The organism is Oxalicibacterium sp. (assembly GCF_035565035.1).
Classification (GTDB): Bacteria; Pseudomonadota; Gammaproteobacteria; order Burkholderiales; family Burkholderiaceae_D; genus Oxalicibacterium.
Map to the genome: position 1 here is coordinate 1 of NZ_DATMTD010000017.1, position 18,237 is coordinate 18,237.

The 18,237-nt window shown below is 55.9% G+C and carries 15 protein-coding genes and 2 tRNA genes; 7 read left to right on the top strand and 10 right to left on the bottom strand.

The window, feature by feature from the left end:
- The first annotated feature begins 144 nt into the window (after positions 1–144).
- The 3 genes from VN114_RS01775 (at position 145) to VN114_RS01785 (ending at position 2,325) form a co-directional block, all read left to right on the top strand.
- Positions 145–220, top strand: a tRNA-Val gene (locus VN114_RS01775).
- A gap of 36 nt (positions 221–256) precedes the next feature.
- A tRNA-Asp gene (locus VN114_RS01780) sits at positions 257–333 on the top strand.
- A 78-nt stretch (positions 334–411) separates the two neighbouring features.
- Positions 412–2,325 (top strand): SurA N-terminal domain-containing protein, encoded by a 1,914-nt coding sequence (locus VN114_RS01785; RefSeq protein WP_325511370.1) that lies wholly within the window; start codon positions 412–414, stop codon positions 2,323–2,325.
- A 101-nt stretch (positions 2,326–2,426) separates the two neighbouring features.
- On the opposite strand, the gene VN114_RS01790 is transcribed toward VN114_RS01785, so the two are convergent.
- Positions 2,427–3,089 (bottom strand): arylesterase, encoded by a 663-nt coding sequence (locus VN114_RS01790; RefSeq protein ID WP_325511372.1) that lies wholly within the window; start codon positions 3,087–3,089, stop codon positions 2,427–2,429.
- Here VN114_RS01790 and VN114_RS01795 point away from each other — a divergent pair.
- Entirely contained in the window at positions 3,088–3,771 is a 684-nt protein-coding gene (locus tag VN114_RS01795; protein ID WP_325511374.1) for an ABC transporter ATP-binding protein, read from the top strand. The two genes, VN114_RS01790 and VN114_RS01795, sit on opposite strands and share 2 nt — an antisense overlap.
- 4 nt (positions 3,772–3,775) lie before the next feature.
- Here the strand turns inward: VN114_RS01795 and VN114_RS01800 are convergent, their stop codons facing one another.
- The 3 genes from VN114_RS01800 to VN114_RS01810 form a co-directional block, all read right to left on the bottom strand.
- A complete protein-coding gene (locus tag VN114_RS01800) occupies positions 3,776–5,311 on the bottom strand; it encodes an NAD(P)H-hydrate dehydratase (protein WP_325511376.1) in 1,536 nt (511 codons plus the stop codon).
- A gap of 76 nt (positions 5,312–5,387) precedes the next feature.
- Positions 5,388–6,635, bottom strand: a complete 1,248-nt coding sequence (locus VN114_RS01805) for a D-amino acid dehydrogenase (protein WP_325511378.1) — start codon at positions 6,633–6,635, stop codon at positions 5,388–5,390.
- 192 nt (positions 6,636–6,827) lie between these two features.
- The gene (locus tag VN114_RS01810) at positions 6,828–6,977 is read right to left on the bottom strand and encodes a lmo0937 family membrane protein (RefSeq protein WP_325511380.1); all 150 of its coding nucleotides are present in this window, start codon (positions 6,975–6,977) and stop codon (positions 6,828–6,830) included.
- A 257-nt stretch (positions 6,978–7,234) separates the two neighbouring features.
- On the opposite strand from VN114_RS01810, the gene VN114_RS01815 reads away from it, so the two are divergent.
- From VN114_RS01815 to purL, 3 genes are all read left to right on the top strand, one after another.
- Positions 7,235–8,422 carry an AI-2E family transporter gene (locus tag VN114_RS01815; protein ID WP_325511382.1) on the top strand — a complete coding sequence of 396 codons (1,188 nt, stop codon included), beginning with the start codon at positions 7,235–7,237 and terminating at the stop codon, positions 8,420–8,422.
- Positions 8,423–8,583: 161 nt separating this feature from the next.
- Entirely contained in the window at positions 8,584–8,988 is a 405-nt protein-coding gene (locus VN114_RS01820) for a DoxX family protein (protein WP_325511384.1), read from the top strand.
- Positions 8,989–9,199: 211 nt separating this feature from the next.
- Positions 9,200–13,216 (top strand): phosphoribosylformylglycinamidine synthase, encoded by a 4,017-nt coding sequence (gene purL, locus VN114_RS01825; RefSeq protein WP_325511386.1) that lies wholly within the window; start codon positions 9,200–9,202, stop codon positions 13,214–13,216.
- Between the two features lie 92 nt (positions 13,217–13,308).
- On the opposite strand, the gene VN114_RS01830 is transcribed toward purL, so the two are convergent.
- The 6 genes from VN114_RS01830 to VN114_RS01855 all read right to left on the bottom strand — a co-directional run bounded on the left by VN114_RS01830 (position 13,309) and on the right by VN114_RS01855 (position 18,236).
- The gene (locus VN114_RS01830) at positions 13,309–14,004 is read right to left on the bottom strand and encodes a dienelactone hydrolase family protein (RefSeq protein ID WP_325511387.1); all 696 of its coding nucleotides are present in this window, start codon (positions 14,002–14,004) and stop codon (positions 13,309–13,311) included.
- Between the two features lie 108 nt (positions 14,005–14,112).
- Positions 14,113–14,532 carry an organic hydroperoxide resistance protein gene (locus VN114_RS01835; RefSeq protein WP_325511389.1) on the bottom strand — a complete coding sequence of 140 codons (420 nt, stop codon included), beginning with the start codon at positions 14,530–14,532 and terminating at the stop codon, positions 14,113–14,115.
- A gap of 323 nt (positions 14,533–14,855) precedes the next feature.
- Positions 14,856–16,142: an epoxide hydrolase gene (locus VN114_RS01840; protein WP_325511391.1), complete on the bottom strand. Its 1,287-nt coding sequence runs from the start codon at positions 16,140–16,142 to the stop codon at positions 14,856–14,858.
- 171 nt (positions 16,143–16,313) lie between these two features.
- Positions 16,314–17,135: an alpha/beta hydrolase gene (locus VN114_RS01845; RefSeq protein ID WP_325511393.1), complete on the bottom strand. Its 822-nt coding sequence runs from the start codon at positions 17,133–17,135 to the stop codon at positions 16,314–16,316.
- Positions 17,136–17,280: 145 nt separating this feature from the next.
- On the bottom strand, positions 17,281–17,676 hold the full coding sequence (locus VN114_RS01850) for a helix-turn-helix domain-containing protein (RefSeq protein WP_325511395.1): 396 nt from the start codon (positions 17,674–17,676) through the stop codon (positions 17,281–17,283).
- 41 nt (positions 17,677–17,717) lie between these two features.
- Positions 17,718–18,236, bottom strand: coding sequence for a thioredoxin family protein (locus VN114_RS01855; RefSeq protein WP_325511397.1), 519 nt, complete (start codon positions 18,234–18,236; stop codon positions 17,718–17,720).
- Position 18,237: the final 1 nt, after the last annotated feature.

The window sequence follows — 18,237 nt, forward strand, 5'->3', positions numbered from 1 at the left end:
CCTAAGTTCAAACCAGGTAAAGCTCTGAAAGACGCAGTTAATTAATAATTGCGTAGTGCTTTTTACGGCAAGATGCTGTAAAATAATTTTCTTTGCGGCGTGGTGACAACGCTGTATGTTTGACTGGGTAAAGCAAGGCTCGTTGGGTGCTTAGCTCAGTTGGTAGAGCGGCGCCCTTACAAGGCGTAGGTCGGGAGTTCGAGCCTCTCAGCACCCACCAATTCAGTCAAACTCGCAAAGAAACATCAAGTAGTCAGGAGTGGTAGTTCAGCTGGTTAGAATACCGGCCTGTCACGCCGGGGGTCGCGGGTTCGAGTCCCGTCCACTCCGCCAAAATCAAAAAGGCGAACGAGAGTTCGCCTTTTTTCATATTCGACGTCCTGATCGTGTTCTGCCTGTGATTGGTTAGCCATGTTTGAATTTATTCGCACCCACCAACGTTTGATGCAGTTCCTGCTGCTGCTGATCATCTTTCCGTCATTCGCTTTTTTCGGACTGGAAAGTTACACCAGCATGAGCGACTCATCGAGTGCGGTGGCAAAGGTCAATGGTCAGGAAATCACGCAGCCGGAATGGGATGCGGCACAGCGCGAACAGATGGAACGTTTCCGTCAAATGTTCGGCGATCAGTTCGATCCGAAAATGTTCGATACGCCGGAAGCCAAGCAGGAAGTGTTGAACAATCTGATTTCGCAGCGTGTGCTGGCTGCGGAAGCCAAGCACAACCAACTCGCTGTTTCCGACCAGATGCTGCAGCAGACGATCGGCAATATGGCTGCCTTGAAGGGCGCGGACGGCAAGTTTGATTTTGAACGTTACAAGACATTGCTGGCAGCGCAGGGCATGACGCCTGAAATGTACGAAGCTCGTTTGCGTCAGGATATGGTTCTGCAGCAGGTCAATGCAGCGATCCAGACCACAGCGTTTGCGCCGGATTCGCTGGCAAAGCGTTTGTCCGAACTGGGCGAGCAGGAGCGGGAAGTGCAGCAATATTCGTTCAAGGCTGCCGACTACAAGACGCAAGTCAAGGTGACGGACGATATGCTCAAATCGTATTACGAGAAAAGCACGCAGTTCGACGTGCCTGAGCGTGTGAAAGCGGAGTACGTCGTCCTGACTGCGGATGCCGTCGCATCCCAAATCAATGTCAGCGATGCCGATATCAAGGCTTATTATGACCAGAATGCTGCGCACTACAGCACGCCGGAACAGCGTCGTGCGAGCCATATTCTGATCGCGGTAAAGAAAGACGCATCTGACGAAGAGAAAAAAGCAGCAAAGGAAAAGGCAGAGAAATTGCTGGAAGCGTTGCGCAAGAATCCCCAGCAGTTTGCAGAACTGGCCAAAAAGAATTCAGATGATCCGGGCTCTGCAGAACGTGGTGGCGATCTGGATTTCTTTGGCAAAGGCATGATGGTCAAACAGTTTGAGGATGCTGCATTCAAGTTGAAGCAGGGGGAACTGAGCGATCTGGTGCAATCCGATTACGGTTACCACATCATCAAGGTAACGGCGATCAAGCCGTCTTCCGTCAAGCCGCTGGATGAAGTCAAAAACGAAATTGCAGGCGATATCAAAAAACAGTTGTTGACGAAGAAATTTGCCGAAACTGCCGACGTGTTCAACAACACAGTGTACGAGCAGGCTGACAGCCTGAAGGCAGTGGCAGACAAACTGAAATTGAAAATCGAAACCGCTGATAACCTGTCACGTCAACCGAATCCTGCTGTTGCGGCGACGGCACCTTTCAATAACGCAAAATTCCTGACAGCGTTGTTCTCGGATGATGCGTTGAAAAACAAGCGCAATACGGAGGCTGTCGAAATTGCGCCAAATACGCTGATCGCGGGTCGTGTAGTCGAATACAAACCGGCATCGAAACGTCCTTTCGACGAAGTGAAGACGCAAATACATGATCACGTCGTTCAGGTAGAAGCGGCGGCATTGGCAAAGAAAGCTGGCGAAGCAAAGCTGGCTGAATTGAAGACCAAGGATGATGCGTCCGGCTTTGCAACTGCACAGACGATGTCACGTGCGAAAAGTCAGGACGTGAATCCACAGGTGTTTCTGGCTGCGATGAAGGCGGATACCAGCAAGTTGCCGGCATTCGCAGGCGTCGATCTCGGTGCGCAGGGATATAACGTGCTGCGTATCGTACGTGTTGTACAACCGACCAATGTAGACAATGCGAAACGCCAGGCAGAAAAACAGCAGATCGCGAATGCTCTGGCAGAGGAAGAAACGCAAGCCTATATCGAGGCACTGAAGCAGAAAGCCAAGGTCAAGATATTGAAACCGTCGGCAGCGACTCACGCTACTGAATAATGATTTGTCCGGCGCGTACGGGCAATCAATAAAAAAGCCGCTGATTCAGCGGCTTTTTTTATTGAAGCAATCAGTGACGACAGATCAATCTATCGGGCGATTCATTTCGCAATTAGCGGTTCAAGGGCTGGCCAGATATTGTTCAGAATGATCGGGTGAGCATTTTCGTTCGGATGAATGCGATCAGCCTGGAAAAGCTCCGATTTTTCCGCCACGCCTTTCAGCATGAAGGGTACCAGCGCCGAGCCGCTATCTTTCGCCACTTTGGGAAAGAGCGCGGAAAACTGTCGCGTGTAATCGCCTCCGTAATTTGGCGGGATCTGCATGCCGATAATCAGAACCTTGGCTTTTGCATCTTTGGCGTTTTTGATCATCGCCTGCAGGTTGTCTTGCGTAGCCGATAGCGAGAGGCCACGCAACGCATCGTTGGCACCCAGCTCTATGATGACAACATCCGGTTTGTGTTTTGTCAGCAGTGTTGGCAGGCGGGAACGTCCCCCGCTTGTCGTTTCACCGCTGATGCTGGCATTGACGATATGCGCGTCGATTTTTTCCGTGGCGAGCTTCTGCTGTAGCAGGTTGACCCAGCCGCGGCCGCGTTCGAGTCCATACTCTGCAGACAGGCTGTCGCCGAGCACTACGATGGTTTTTGATGCAGAATAGGCGGTCGTTGCCAACGAGGCCAGCATGAGCGTCAGCATCATTTGCAACGTCATCCGAAATAGTGTTCCCACCTGATGAGACAACCTGAAATCAAACGGCATGCCTGAATCCTCTCTTTCGTATCCTGCAGTCGAAGCAATCAATCTGACAAAACGCGTGGCCGATGCAACCGGCGAACTGACCATTCTGCATGGTGTTGATTTTACCGTGCAGGCTGGAGATACGCTGGCGATTGTCGGTGCGTCCGGTTCAGGCAAGTCGACGTTACTCGGTTTGCTGGCGGGACTGGATACGCCTTCGGCGGGAACGGTCAAGCTGGGCGGTAAGGATATCTTCGCGCTGGATGAGGATGGTCGGGCAGGATTACGCAAGGAACGGCTCGGTTTCGTATTCCAGTCCTTTCAGTTACTCGGCCATTTGAATGCTCTTGAAAATGTCATGCTGCCGCTGGAATTGCGCAGCGATACCAAGGCAAAAGAGAAAGCGGAAGCGATGCTGGCACGTGTCGGACTTTCCAGCCGTCTCAGACATTATCCAAAATATCTGTCGGGTGGAGAGCAGCAACGTGTCGCACTGGCACGCGCGTTTGTTAGTGAACCGCCGCTATTGTTTGCCGACGAGCCGACAGGCAGTCTTGATGCAGCAACCGGCGAGTCGGTGATCAAGCTGATGTTCGAGTTGAATCACGAGCGCAAATCCACACTGGTGCTGGTCACGCACGATCCGTCAATTGCGGCGATGTGCAAAAGAACGATCACGATTTCCGCAGGCCGGCTGGTCTGATTGTTCAGATTGGCCGCGACTTGAATGCGTGATCGTTGATCAGACGATTCAGCAACGTTCGGGTTTCCGGAATCAGTTCACTTGCGACCAGCCCGACGGGACCGATTCCGCGCGTCACCAATTCGTCGGCTGCTGCGCCATGCAGCCAGACCGCTGCAAGAGCAGCTTCCCAGACGGGCCATCGCTGAGCCAGCAATGCGCCGCAAACACCCGATAGCACATCGCCGGAACCTGCCGTCGCCAATGCGGGATTGCCGGTCGGATTGATAACGATGTTGCCGTCGGGCGCAGCGATGATGGAGCCGGAACCTTTCAGAATGACGATGGCATTGAACATTATCGCGAGCTTGCGTGCTGCAGCGATGCGATCTGCCTGAACTTCTGCCGTCGTGATTCCGAGCAGGCGGGCAGCTTCGAGCGGATGCGGCGTCAGCAGGACGGAAGTTCGGCATGCCGATATTTTTTGCCGGAACGCGGGTTCTTCCGCAACAAGATTCAGCGCATCGGCATCCAGTACCAATAATTCTTTGGCAGCCAGGGCTTTGGCGAGCAGGTCATGCGATTCACGCGAATTTCCCATACCGGGGCCGGCGACGATCGTTTTACTTGCGAAATCGATTTCCGACGCCATGCGACACATCAGTTCAGGCTGCAGGGTGTCCCAGGTCGGATTGCCGGCAATGGAGGCAACGAATACACGACCGGCTCCGCATTTCGCTGCAGTTCTTGCCGAGAGAATGACTGCGCCGGTCATGCCATGCGCGCCTCCGAGCACCGCGACATCGCCGTAACTTCCCTTGTGTGAATTGTGTTGTCTGGCGTGGAGTGCATGCGAGAACGTATCAATTCCGTTTAATACCATCGCAGATGGAATGAATGATTCGGGAGAAATGTCGAGAAAGGCGACGCTGACTTTGCCGGCATGATCGCGACCATCGCAGGTATGCAGTCCCGGTTTGTTGCCGATAAAAGTAAGGGTACTCGTGGCGCGGACGGCAATACCGGATACGCCGCCGATGACGACGCCGGTATCCGCATTCAATCCGCTCGGAACGTCAAGTGCAAGAACGGGGGCGTGCATGGCATTGACGGTTGCGATCAGTTGTCCGATGTCGCCAGTGATCGTTCTTGCCAATCCAATGCCGAACAGGCCGTCGATAATCAATGACCATTCGGTTTGTGCAATGCTGTCGATATGCTGCAGGTTGATGAATGCGATTCCCTTGTTTGCGGCATGCGCATAAGCTTGTTGCGCATCGGGCGGCAAGGTCGCAGGGTCTGCGGTGAGCAGGCAAATCACTTCGCAGCCGCTTTCTGCCAACAACGCAGCGGCCTCCAGTGCATCGCCGCCGTTGTTGCCCGGACCGGATAGCACGAGAATCGGTTTCGTCTTGTCGTTTTCGCGCTGCATTTCGAGCGCAAGCATGGCGGCGGCTTTGCCGGCGCGCTGCATCAACGTGAATGCAGGAAGAGTCCGTAAGGCAGTCTGCTCGATTTCACGAATGGATTCGACGGAGTAGAGCTGATGCGAGTCGGTCATGATGGCGGACACCTTCGAGAAGAGGAGAATGCCCGCTCGATTCTAGCTGACTCCTGCCGGCACCACGTACATCAGATTAATGTTGATAGCGTAGCGAACTCAGACCATCGACGGCAATATCCGTTGCACGTTCGGAAACGATATCCGCCGCGAGTTTGCCGGCGCCGGCCGCCATCGCCCATCCGGCAGTGCCGTGGCCAATATTGAGGAAGACATTTCTGATCGACGTTGAACCGATCAGCGGTACACCGTCTGGCAGCATCAGGCTGTTACCGGACCAGAAGGTCGCCGCGTTGTAATGGCAGGCGTCGGGAAACCAGTCGTAGGCAACCTTCAACAAGGTATTCAGCGCGGCCTCGCGTTGTGTCGCAGTGCGTGCACCAAGCTCGGCGGTGCCGGCAATGCGAATGCGGTTACCCATGCGCGCGATGGAGGTCTTGTAGGTTTCGTCCATCAATGCATTCAACGGCACCGATTCGAAATTGCGGATCGTCGCTGTCGCAGCGTAATACCTGACAGGTTGTGTCGGCAGTCGCATTCCCAACGGCGCAAGCAGGGCGGCGCTGTCGGCACCGGTCGCCAGCACGACGGCGTCGGCGGACAGATTCAGATCATCGACCTGCATCAGGACACCACGATACGATTGATGGATGGCCTTGACGTCGCAGCCGAAGTGGAATTCCACACCCATTGCCTGGGCCAACTGACGAATCTGGCGTGCGAACAAGGGGCAGTTGCCGGATTCCGCTTGTGGCAGATGCAAGCCGCCGGCGAGCCTTGCCGATGAGTTGAGGGCAGGTTCGAGCAGGCGCACGTCTTCCATCGCGAGAATGTCGTGGCGGATGCCGCTTTCTGTCAGAAAGTCGAATGCCGCTTTTGCCTGTTGCAATTCGCGCTCGGTACGATAAACCTGCAAGTAGCCGGTTGTCTGTTCGTAATCGAGTTGATGCCGGTCGCGCAGATACTGCATCACTTCCTGACTGTATGCGGCAACGCGATGCATGAGACGGCGATTGTGGCGATAGCGCTCGATATCGCATTCCTTTACCCAGCGGCGCATCCAGCTCCATAACGCAGGATCCCAGGTGCGATTGAGGAAGAGCGGCGATTCCGGCTTCATCAACAGAGAGAACAGGGATTTCGGCATGCCGGGAGCAGCCCATGGTGCAACGGCATCGGCCGCCAGAATACCGGCGTCACCGAAGCTGGCTTCTTCCGCAATATTGTTACGGCGTTCCATGACGACGACTTCGTGTCCCGCTTCGGCCAGAAAATAGGCGGTACAAACGCCGACGACACCCGCACCAATGACCGCTACTTGCATTACTTCCATCCTTCTAAAATCAACCCGCCATGTTACCAAGTCGGCGCGTCAATATGTGAGCGCAGGACAAAAGTTCGCATAAATTTTTTCGTCGCTCAGGATGCTTATGCTTACATCGGGGCACGGCATTACGCCGGGAAGCTGGCAAGAAAAAACCGCCCGCAGGCGGTTTTCAGTGTGGACAGATTGTCCTTACATGGGGCGACGGCCGCTGATGATGCGCAGCAAAACGATCACGATTGCAATGACCAGCAGGACGTGAATGAAACCGCCGATGGTGTAGGAACTGACAAGACCGATCAGCCACAGGATGACGAGTACGACAGCGATGGTATAGAGCATGGCATTTCCCTTTCTTCTCCGGATTGGTTATTTGTTGAATGCTCGCCACGGCGTCACTCGACGACGACGGCATGCGGGTACATCTGTTCAGATTCCATTGCAGTCTAGGCCGATGCCCTGAAGGAATCTGTACGTTATCGCACATAGGCAACATCACGCGGGCATACCGTAACGCCAGTCGAATAGAGGCGATGCCGTACGGAACGATCCGGTAAAAATATTGCCAAATCAGGAACATTGTGGAGGCGTGGCGGAAAATGACAGACATTACCAACGAGCAGAAGGTTGCCGGAACCGGCGTCGTTCGTCACGGGAAGATGGATACATCCAAGAACGGGCAGGATAATCCTGCCGTCCTGTTGCCAATTCCAGTCGACGCACGTGGCATTGCGTTGTTGTTGATTGCATCGATTGCGCTGGTATTCGCGTTATCGGTAGCGCACAAGTTTTTCATCCCGCTGGTATTCGGCATTTTCATCGCCTATACATTGAATCCGCTGGTCGTCTGGCTGGAACGTATTCATATCCCGCGTCTGCTCGGGACGTCGATCATTATCGCGGCGATTCTGAGCAGTGCACTGTTGACGGTCTATAACCTGCGCGATGAATTCAACTCCATTCTCAGCGATCTGCCTGTTGCCACACAAAAGATGTCGCGCACATTGAAGAATCTGCATCGCGGTCAGCCAAGCACCATTCAACAAATGCAGGCAGCTGCAACGGAAATCGAAAAGGCGACCAATCAGGCAGCCGGCGTGCGTGCGGCACCGGCGCGGAAAAGTGCCGATCAATCGTTATTCAATCTGAGCGACTGGCTTCGTGCCGGATCAGTCGGGGTGATGACTTTTTTAAGTCAGGTGGTGATGGTGATTTTTCTGGTGTTTTTCTTTTTGCTGTCCGGTGACATGTTCAAGCGCAAGCTGGTCAAGATCAGTGGGCGCTCTCTGTCCACGCGCAAGATCACCGTGCATATCCTTGATGCGATCAATACATCGATCCAGCATTACATGCTGATGCTGCTGGTGACGAATGCATTATTCGGTGTGCTCTTGTGGGTTGCCTTGCAATGGATCGGAATGGCAAACGCCGGAGCGTGGGCGATCGGTGCGGCCTTCCTGCACGTCATCCCGTATTTCGGAACGGTGCTGATCATTGCAGCAACCAGCGTCAGCGCCTTCATGCAGTTCGAAGCGCTCGGACCGGTGCTGGCGGTGTCGATGGCGACGCTGGTCATTTCGACGGTGGTAGGTACGTTCGTCACCACCTGGATGACCGGCCGTATCGCCCGCATGAATGCGGCTGCCGTCTTCGTCTCGCTGTTGTTCTGGACGTGGTTGTGGGGCGCGTGGGGAATGCTTCTCGGCATTCCGATCACGGTGATCGTCAAGGTGATTTCCGAACATGTGGAAGGCTTGCACGCCGTTTCGGAACTGCTCGGCGAATAACAGGACGACAGGACGCGCCGGGCTTGCGATTACGCCGCACAGGCGTATGATTTCAGCAAAATTCGCGATGCACCAGCCGTGAGCCGTGCGCAGGATGCGATGGTCGCGATCGCCACGATTCTTGTCCCGCGCAATCATTCAACCAATCGGGGAGAAAAATAATGGGCAATACGGACGACTTGGGGAAATTACTGTTGCGCGTGGTGCTGGGTGTATTGATTCTGCTGCATGGCGTAGCGAAAATCATGGGCGGCCCCGCGTTCGTCATCAGCGCGGCGACCAGTGCAGGCATGCCGGCCGCCGTCGGTTATCTGGTTTATATCGGCGAAGTGCTTGCGCCAATTCTGCTGATCATTGGCGTCTGGTCGCGGTTGGCTGCGCTGATCATTGCCGGCAACATGGCATTCGCGATCTTCCTGGTCCACATGAAGCAGTTGACGTCGTTGTCGAGCAGCGGCGGCTGGGCACTGGAGTTGCAGGGTATGTTCCTGTTTTCGGCATTGGCGCTGGTATTGCTGGGGGCAGGGCGCTTCAGTATCGGCGGTCGCGGCGGAAAGTGGAATTGATGGAATCGACCCGGACCGACCGGACTCCGGCCTGACCGGGTGGACAGGAGAAAAAGGGGCGCTTCGGCGTCCCTTTCTTGCATTTTGGGCAGCAATTTCGCTGCGGTTCCAGCCGTCAAGACGGCGCGTCGCGGTATAATCACGCTTTCTGATCCACGCGCGGGCCGGCTACCGATATTCTCTGCCATCCCGCCTCAACTACCATCTCGCCATGCTGATTCTGCCAGGTTCCAACGCCCTGTCTGCCTTCCGTACCGAACGTCTTTTACAGCAACTTCACCAGATCGATTCCGCCATCACCGGGGTGACGGGGCGATTCCTGCATTTCGTCGATTCCGCCGCACCGATTGCGCCGGACGACGTCAAGCGCCTCGATGCGATGCTGACTTACGGCGAACCGTATACCGCGAAGACGGAAGGTGAGGAGTTCGTCGTGATTCCGCGTTTCGGCACGATTTCGCCATGGGCCAGCAAAGCGACCGATATTGCGCACAACTGCGGCATGGCCGATATTCATCGCATCGAACGCGGCATCAGTTACGTGGTGCATCTGAAAAGCGGTTTGCTCGGCGGTGCAAAAAAACTGACTGCAGAAGCAACCAATGCCGTACAGGCATTGCTGCATGACCGCATGACGGAAATGGTCTTGCGCAATGCGGACGATGCCATCGGCCTGTTTCGCGAACTGGAAGGCAAGCCATTGGCTTCCATCGATTTGCTGAAAGGCGGAAAGGCCGCGCTGGTCAATGCCAACAGCGAACTCGGTCTTGCATTGTCGGACGACGAAATCGATTATCTGCTGGACGCCTTTACTGCCGCCAAGCGCAACCCGACCGATGTCGAATTGATGATGTTCGCGCAAGCCAACAGTGAACATTGCCGTCACAAGATTTTCAATGCCGACTGGACCATCGACGGCGAGAAGCAGGATCGTTCGCTGTTTTCGATGATCAAGAATACGCACCAGCTGGCGCCGCGTGGCACCGTGGTTGCGTACAGCGACAACTCGTCCGTGATCGAAGGCGCAAGCGTCATGCGTTTCTATCCGCGTGGTGCAGCGCAGGGCAACGTCTATCAGCCATCGGAAGAACTGACGCACATCCTGATGAAGGTCGAGACGCACAATCACCCGACGGCGATTTCGCCGTTCCCGGGCGCATCGACCGGAGCCGGCGGCGAAATCCGCGACGAGGGTTCGACCGGTCGCGGTGCCAAGCCCAAGGCCGGCCTGTGCGGTTTTACCGTTTCGAACCTGATGCTGCCGGATGCCGTGCAGCCGTGGGAAAACGACCGCGACGTCACTGTGCCTTCGTCGAAGGACGATGCCGGCGATGTGAATGTATATGGCAAACCCGAGCGCATTGCTTCGCCGTTGCAGATCATGATCGACGGTCCGATCGGCGCCGCAGCCTTCAATAATGAATTCGGACGTCCCAACCTAGGCGGCTATTTCCGCACCTACGAACAGAACGTCAACGGCATCGTGCAGGGCTATCACAAGCCGATCATGATTGCCGGCGGCATTGGCAGCATTGCTGCCAACCACACGAAGAAAAACGATCTGCCCGTCGGCAGCCTGCTGATCCAGCTTGGCGGTCCGGGCATGCGTATCGGCATGGGCGGCAGCGCCGCATCGTCGATGGCAACCGGCACCAACACGGCCGATCTGGATTTCGATTCCGTGCAGCGTGGCAATCCGGAAATGGAACGTCGCGCACAGGAAGTCATCAACGCCTGCTGGGCGATGGGCGATCAGAATCCGATTCTGTCGATTCATGACGTCGGTGCGGGCGGCCTGTCGAACGCATTCCCGGAAATCACGAACGATGCAAAACGCGGCGCGATTTTCGATCTGCGCAAGATTCATCTGGAAGAAAGCGGCATGGCGCCGAAGGAAATTTGGAGCAACGAATCGCAGGAACGTTACGTGCTGGCCATCGCGCCGGAAAGCCTGCCGCAGTTCACGTATCTGTGTGAACGCGAGCGTTGCCTGTTTGCCGTCGTCGGTACTGCAACCGAAGAACGTCAGTTGAAAGTTGTCGATCCGGAGCACAACAACAACCCGGTCGACATGCCAATGGACGTGCTGCTCGGCAAACCGCCGAAGATGCATCGCGATGTCACCCACGTCGCACAGACATTGCCGGCGATCGACCTGACCGGTATCGATCTGCTTGAAGCGTCGGTGCGCGTGTTGCGCCTGCCGACGGTCGCGGACAAATCCTTCCTGATCACGATCGGTGATCGCACGGTTGGCGGTACCTCGGTGCGCGACCAGATGGTCGGTCCGTGGCAGGTTCCCGTCGCCGATTGCGCAGTTACCTCGATGAGTTTCGAAGGTTATCTCGGCGAAGCAATGTCGATGGGTGAGCGCACGCCGCTGGCTGTCATCGACGCTGCTGCTTCCGGCCGCATGGCCGTCGGCGAATCGTTGACCAATATCGCGGCGGCACCGATTGCCGATATTTCCGATATCAAGCTCTCCGCCAACTGGATGGCGGCGTGCGGTCAGCCGGGGCAGGACGCTGCATTGTTCGATACCGTGAAGGCGGTCGGCATGGAATTGTGTCCGGCACTCGGCATCAGCATCCCGGTCGGCAAGGATTCGCTGTCGATGCGCACGACGTGGAATGACGATGGCGTGAACAAGGCAGTTGTCTCGCCGGTATCGTTGATTGTTTCTGCATTTTCGCCGGTCTACGACGTGCGCAAGTCGCTGACGCCGCAACTGCGTACCGACACTGGCGACACCGTATTGATCGCGATCGATTTGGGACGCGGCAAGAATCGCATGGGAGCCTCCGCCTTTGCGCAAGTCATGCAACAGATCGGCAACGATGCGCCGGATGTGGATAGCGCCGAAGACCTGAAAGGTTTCTTCACTGCGATCCAGCGCCTGAACAAGGAAGAAAAGCTGCTGGCTTACCATGATCGCTCGGACGGCGGCCTGTTTACGACCTTGTGCGAAATGGCTTTTGCGGGGCACGTCGGCCTGTCGGTCAATCTCGACATTCTGACGCTGGAAGGCGAACATGCGAGCGACGCCGGCGATGCGAAAAACTGGGCGGGGCAGGTTGCCGAACGTCGCAACGAAATGACACTACGCGCACTCTTCAACGAAGAACTCGGCGCGGTGATCCAGGTTCGTGCGGAACAGAAATCCGACGTCATGAACGTGCTGCGCGAACACAACCTCGGCGGTTGCAGCCATATCATCGGCAAGCTGAACGATCACGACATGATCGAATTCACGCGTGACGCGAAGACGATCTACAGCCAGTCGCGCATCGACCTGCATCGCTTCTGGAGCGAAACCAGCTGGCGCATCGCGCGTCTGCGCGACAATCCGGATTGTGCCGATGCCGAATACGATCGCATTCTCGACAAGCTGGATCCGGGCATCACGCCACTGCTGACGTTCGATCCACAGGAAGATATCGCCGCATCGTTCATCGCAAAAGGCAGTCGTCCGAAAGTGGCAATCCTGCGTGAGCAGGGCGTCAATTCGCAGATCGAAACCGCTTACGTCATGCACAAGGCGGGCTTTGAGGCAGTGGACGTGCACATGAGCGATTTGATCGCCGGCCGTGCATTCCTGAGCGACTTCAAGGGCGCGATTGCCGTCGGCGGTTTTTCGTACGGTGACGTTCTCGGTGCAGGTGAAGGCTGGGCAAAAACCATTCTGTTCAATGTGCAGCTGGCCGAGGAATTTGCGACCTTCTTTGATCGTGCCGATACGTTTGCATTGGGTATCTGCAATGGTTGCCAGATGATGAGTAATCTGAAGTCCATCATTCCGGGCGCGCAGGCATGGCCGAAGTTCACACGCAACAAGGCGGAACAGTTCCAGGCGCGTTTTTCGATGGTCGAAGTGGCATCGTCGCCGTCGATTTTCTTCGACGGCATGGCGGGTACGCAGACGCCGATCGCAATTGCACACGGTGAAGGTTTTGCCGATTTTTCGCTGACCGGCGACATCGACAAGGCGGTCGTTGCAATGCGCTTTATCGACAACAAGGGGCACGCGACCGAAACCTATCCGTACAATCCGAACGGTTCACCGCAAGGCATCACCTCGGTGACGACGCCGGACGGACGCTTTACCGTGCTGATGCCGCATGCTGAACGCGTCTTCCGCAGCGTGCAGCAATCGTGGCATCCGGAATCCTGGGGTGAGGATTCGCCATGGATGCGCATGTTCCGCAATGCGCGCAAGTGGGTCGGCTGATGGCACCCAACGCGTGACACCGGTTTTACAGATGAAAAGCGAAGCGACCGAAAGGCGCTTCGCTTTTTTTTTGACAGAAACGTACCGCGATTTCAGGAAAGATGTTTTCTGAAGAAAGCCAGCGTACGTGCATTGGCTGTCGTTGCGTCGTCATGATGATAATGGTGTCCGGCGGGCCGTGCAAAAGCGTGATTGCGACCAGGGTAGGTATGAATTTCAATCCTGGAATTGGATGCCGCTGTCTTGCGAATGGTCTCTTGCGCCTGCTTGCTCATGAATTCGTCCTCGCCCGCCAGATGTATCAGCAATGGGCTGCCGACGTTGTCCGCTTCCTGGATAAATTCCTCGGTACGTCCGCCATAGTATTCAACCGCGGCATCGACGCCGACGCGCGCCGCGGTCAGGAAGCTCATCAGTCCGCCGAGACAGAAGCCCATGACGCCGATCTTGTTTGTCGCTTCGGGTAAATGCCGTGTCGCCGCGATCGTGGCTGAAATGTCCCGTACACCTGCGTCGACGTCAAAACGGGTATAGAAATCCAGCGCCTTTTTCCAGTCGGATTCGCTGTGTTCGGACAACTGAAGACCAGGTTGCATGCGCCAGAATAAATCGGGACAGATCGCAACAAAACCTTGTTTCGCTAATCCTTGTGCAATCTGCCGGATGCCGGTCGTCACGCCAAAAATTTCCTGGATCACGATAACGACAGGAGCAGGTACGACCTGCGGCAGAGCGACATAAGCGTGGAATATGCCGTTTGCAGTTTCTACGTTGATGTTCCGATGCATTGGTATTACCTCGCGGGTTGGCATTGATCCGTCTTTGGTTAATCGGCGCCTGTTTCGCCAGCAGCACGCCGTGCTGCGGCGGTGTGAGTTAGGGGATGTCCGACGGGATCAGACGAGATTGATTTGCACGTCGATATTGCCACGCGACATTTTGGAGTACGGGCATGTTTGATGTGCGGCATCGACGAGTGCCTGCACCACGTCGCGTTCCAGTCCCGGCACATTGACGTTGAGGCGAGCCTGCAGGAAGTACGCACCGTCGGTGTTGCACAGGTCGACTTCGGCATCGACCGACAGATCTGTTGGCAGCTTGACTTTCATCTTGCCGGCGGCAAGGCCCATTGCTCCGATGAAGCATGCGGACCAGCCGGCTGCGAACAGTTGTTCAGGATTGGTGCCGGTGCCGGCAGAACCTGGCGATGAAAGCTTGATGTCCAGACGGCCGTCGGAGCTGCGCGATTCGCCGTCGCGTCCGCCGGAAGTGGTGCGGGTTTTGCCGGTGTAGAGTACTTTCGTTGCCTGGGTCATGATATTTCCTTCAATAATGGTTTAAATGTTTGTTGCCTGAATCCACGCTTTAAATCGTTGCGGTCTATGCATTGAAATGAAGCTTTTGCGTTGGATTTTGTCTGGCTTCGTCATCGCGTTGCCATGACTGTATTAGACCGCCGCGACGTATCCGGCGTGTGTCTGAAACAAGGCTGAGTGCAATGTTTTGTATCGCTTTACAGAGCGGATACATTGGGATACATAAGTTTCGGTTACAAGTCTTGCAGTACGACGGAAGCAAACGGTCGATGACGGACCGGGCTTCTGTGAAGCCCGGTCTTGTCATGTCATGCCGATCGTTGTTAACGCAGCGACTTGAACGCCGCCCGCATCTCGACTGCGAAGAGTTGCGGCTGTTCCCAAGACGCAAAGTGACCGCCTTTGTCCACTTCATTGAAGTAGATCAGATGGCGATAGGCCTGCTCGGTCCAGCTGCGCGGTGCGCGATAAATTTCTCCCGGAAATACCGTTACCGCAACCGGAACCGAGATTTCGGTGGTCTTCTGTTCCACGACGTTGAAGTTATTGTTGTTGTTCTCCCAGTAGAGCTGCGCGCCGGAGGTTGCCGTTTTCGTGAACCAGTAAAGTGAGATGTCGTCGAGCATTTCATCCTTGGTGAACGCCTTGTCGGCGTTGTGGCCGCTGTAACTCCACTCCGTAAACTTGTCGTAGAAGAAGGCGGCGAGACCGACCGGTGAATCTTCCAATGCGTAGCCCAGCGTTTGCGGACGGGTCACCATCATGGCTGCGTAACCGCCGCCTTTTTTGTACAGGAAGTTCAGAGAATCGAATGCGGTTTTTTCCACGGCAGACAGACCGGCGGGTGCCGGTTCGCCATTGTTGAGCGCCCTGGCGACATCGGCTGGTACGGTTGCCGGCATGTTGACGTGGATACCGAGTAATCCTGTCGGTGCCTGACGTCCCATTGCATCCGAAATCACCGAGCCCCAGTCACCGCCCTGCGATACGTATTGCTTGTACCCGAGGCGTTTCATCAACACGTCCCAGGCGCGACCGATACGTTCTGGTCCCCAGCCGGCGCTTTGCGGCTTGCCGGAAAAACCGTAGCCCGGCATCGACGGCAGAACCAGATGGAAAGCGTCTTCGGCACGTCCACCGTGCGCGGTCGGATTGGTCAGCGGATCGATGATTTTCAGCATTTCCATGATGGAGCCCGGCCAGCCGTGCGTGATGATCAGCGGCAGGGCATTTTCGTGACGTGAGCGAATATGTGCGAACTGAATGTCGAGGCCGTCGATATTCGTGATGAACTGCGGCAGCGCGTTCAACCGTTTTTCAACCTTGCGCCAGTCGTAGTCTTTTCGCCAGTAACGGACCAGATCCTGCATGCGAGACAGTGGTACGCCCTGCGACAGATCGTTGACTGTTTCGCGAGCAGGCCAGCGTGTGCCTGCAAGACGGCGGCGCAGATCGACGATCGCTTCTTCCGGAACGTGAATGCGAAACGGGCGGATCGAACTGTCTTCTGTTGCGGCGAGCAGCGAGCCAGGCAGCATGCCGGCTGCACCGGCCGCGGCAGCGGTAGCAAGGAAGTTGCGGCGTGTGAGGGAAAGGTTGATGTCGGACATGGTGATTCCTTTAAGGTAAGCGTAGCGTCGCATATGCGTGCGCACGCGTTATTGGCGTTCTTGAAAAATGAACGGTAGCAGTGGGGTACGATGCAGCAGGCATGGCCTGCACGCATCGACGACGCAATCAGCGAGTGTAAAAATCAGTGAGTTCGGTTTATCAGGCCGACTTTATCGAGCCGACGCCCTGGCAGCTTCTTCGATCAGCTTGGTCACTTCGGCAGGATGCGACGTCATCACGACGTGGGATGCACCTGGGATGACAACCGTCTTTTTGGAATGTGCGCGCTCCGCCATGAAGGACAGCGCGGCTTCCGGAATGTTCTTGTCGGCCTTGCCGTAGATGAACCAGGACGGAATGTTTTTCCAAGCCGGCTCGCCCGATGCTTCGGTGATCGCGGCCTCAGTGATCGGACGTTGTGCTTCGGCCATCAGTTTCGCCTTGGCTGCAGGAACGTCAGCGGCGAACTGATCGCGGAACTTGGCCTGATCGATATACAGGTCCTTGCCGCCGTCCGCTAGAGCGACAGGCTGGGCGAGGGCCGAGCCGAGCGTTCCGCCGGGGAATTTGTTTGTCAGTGCGCCTGCGCTTTCGCCGGCTTCCGGTGCGAATGCCGAGACATACACCAGCCCCTTGACGTTGTCGTTGCCGTTGGCCGCGGTCGTGATGACCGAACCGCCGTAGGAGTGACCGACCAGAATGACCGGGCCCGAGACGTTTTTCACGATGCCGGAAACATACGCGGCATCGCCCTTGACGCTGCGCAGCGGATTGGCGGCGCCGATGACGTGATAGCCGTCGGCAATCAGTTTGGCGGCAACGCCATCCCAGCTCGACGATTCGGCAAACGCGCCGTGCACCAGCACGATGGTCGGTTTCGCGTTCGAAGTTGTCGCGACATCCTTCGCCGTGCTCAAAGTCGGCAATGCGGATGCCGCGCCGATGGCGAGGATGAATGCGCCGTTCAGTGCATGTTGGTAGATTCTTTTCATGATGGTTTTCCTTTGTATCGTTGGATGATTAGGTTATTGCTTGTTGCGCTCAACCGTTCGTTCAACGCATGGGGCAGAAGATCTGGTCTGACAATCGCGGGCCATCTTACGTAACTGACAAATCGTCTACAAGAAGGCACATTTTTTATACCGTGGAAGAATGCTTCTCCTGACATGTAGATTTGTACCGTTGATCGAAGGCCTTGTTGGCTGTCTCAATCTCGACTTGATGCACCTGTGCCCATGTGACGAGACCGAGCACCGGTTGCCAGAGCGAGCGACCGAGCTCGGTCAGTTCATAGTCCACACGCGGCGGCACGGTTGGGTAGACAGTTCGCTTCACCAGACCGTCGCGTTCCAGGCCACGCACCGTCAACGTCAGCATCCGTTGCGAGATGCCGTCGAGCGTGCGGCGCATCTCGTTGAAACGTCTGGAACCATCCCCGAGCAGGCGGACGATCAAGATGCTCCATTTGTCGCCGACGCGGGCCAGGACTCTCGTGACCTGCTGGCATTCGCCGCCGCGATGGTCATCGGACATGATTGACTCCTTTCAATAAGAGCGCGATTACAGAAGCGTGGTTATTGAGGTTCCGCAAGCAGGGCGCGGATTTTCGCTTCCGTTTCCTGATACGCACCTTCGCCGAAATGCGTGTAGACGACTTGTCCCTTTTTGTTGATCAGGTAAACCGCAGGCCAGTACTGGTTGCTGTATGCCTTCCAGGTTGCATACTGGTTATCCTGCGCAACGGGATACGTGATGCCGAAGCGCTTGATCGCGGTCTTCACGTTATCGGTGGATCGTTCGAACGGATATTCCGGTGTATGCACGCCGATGACCGTCAGTCCCTGATCCTTGTACTTTTCATTCCAGCTCTTCACGTAAGGCAGCGTGCGGATGCAGTTGATGCAGGTGTGGGTCCAGAAATCCACCAGCACGACCTTGCCGCGCAACTGCTGCATGGTCAGCGGCTCCGAATTCAGCCATTTTTCAATGCCGGTAAATTCAGGCGCCTGCGTCGCTCCGCCGAACGATGCTGCATGGGCAGTGGCGGCATAAAGAGCGGTGACGGCGAGCATGGTTTTCAATATCGATTTCATT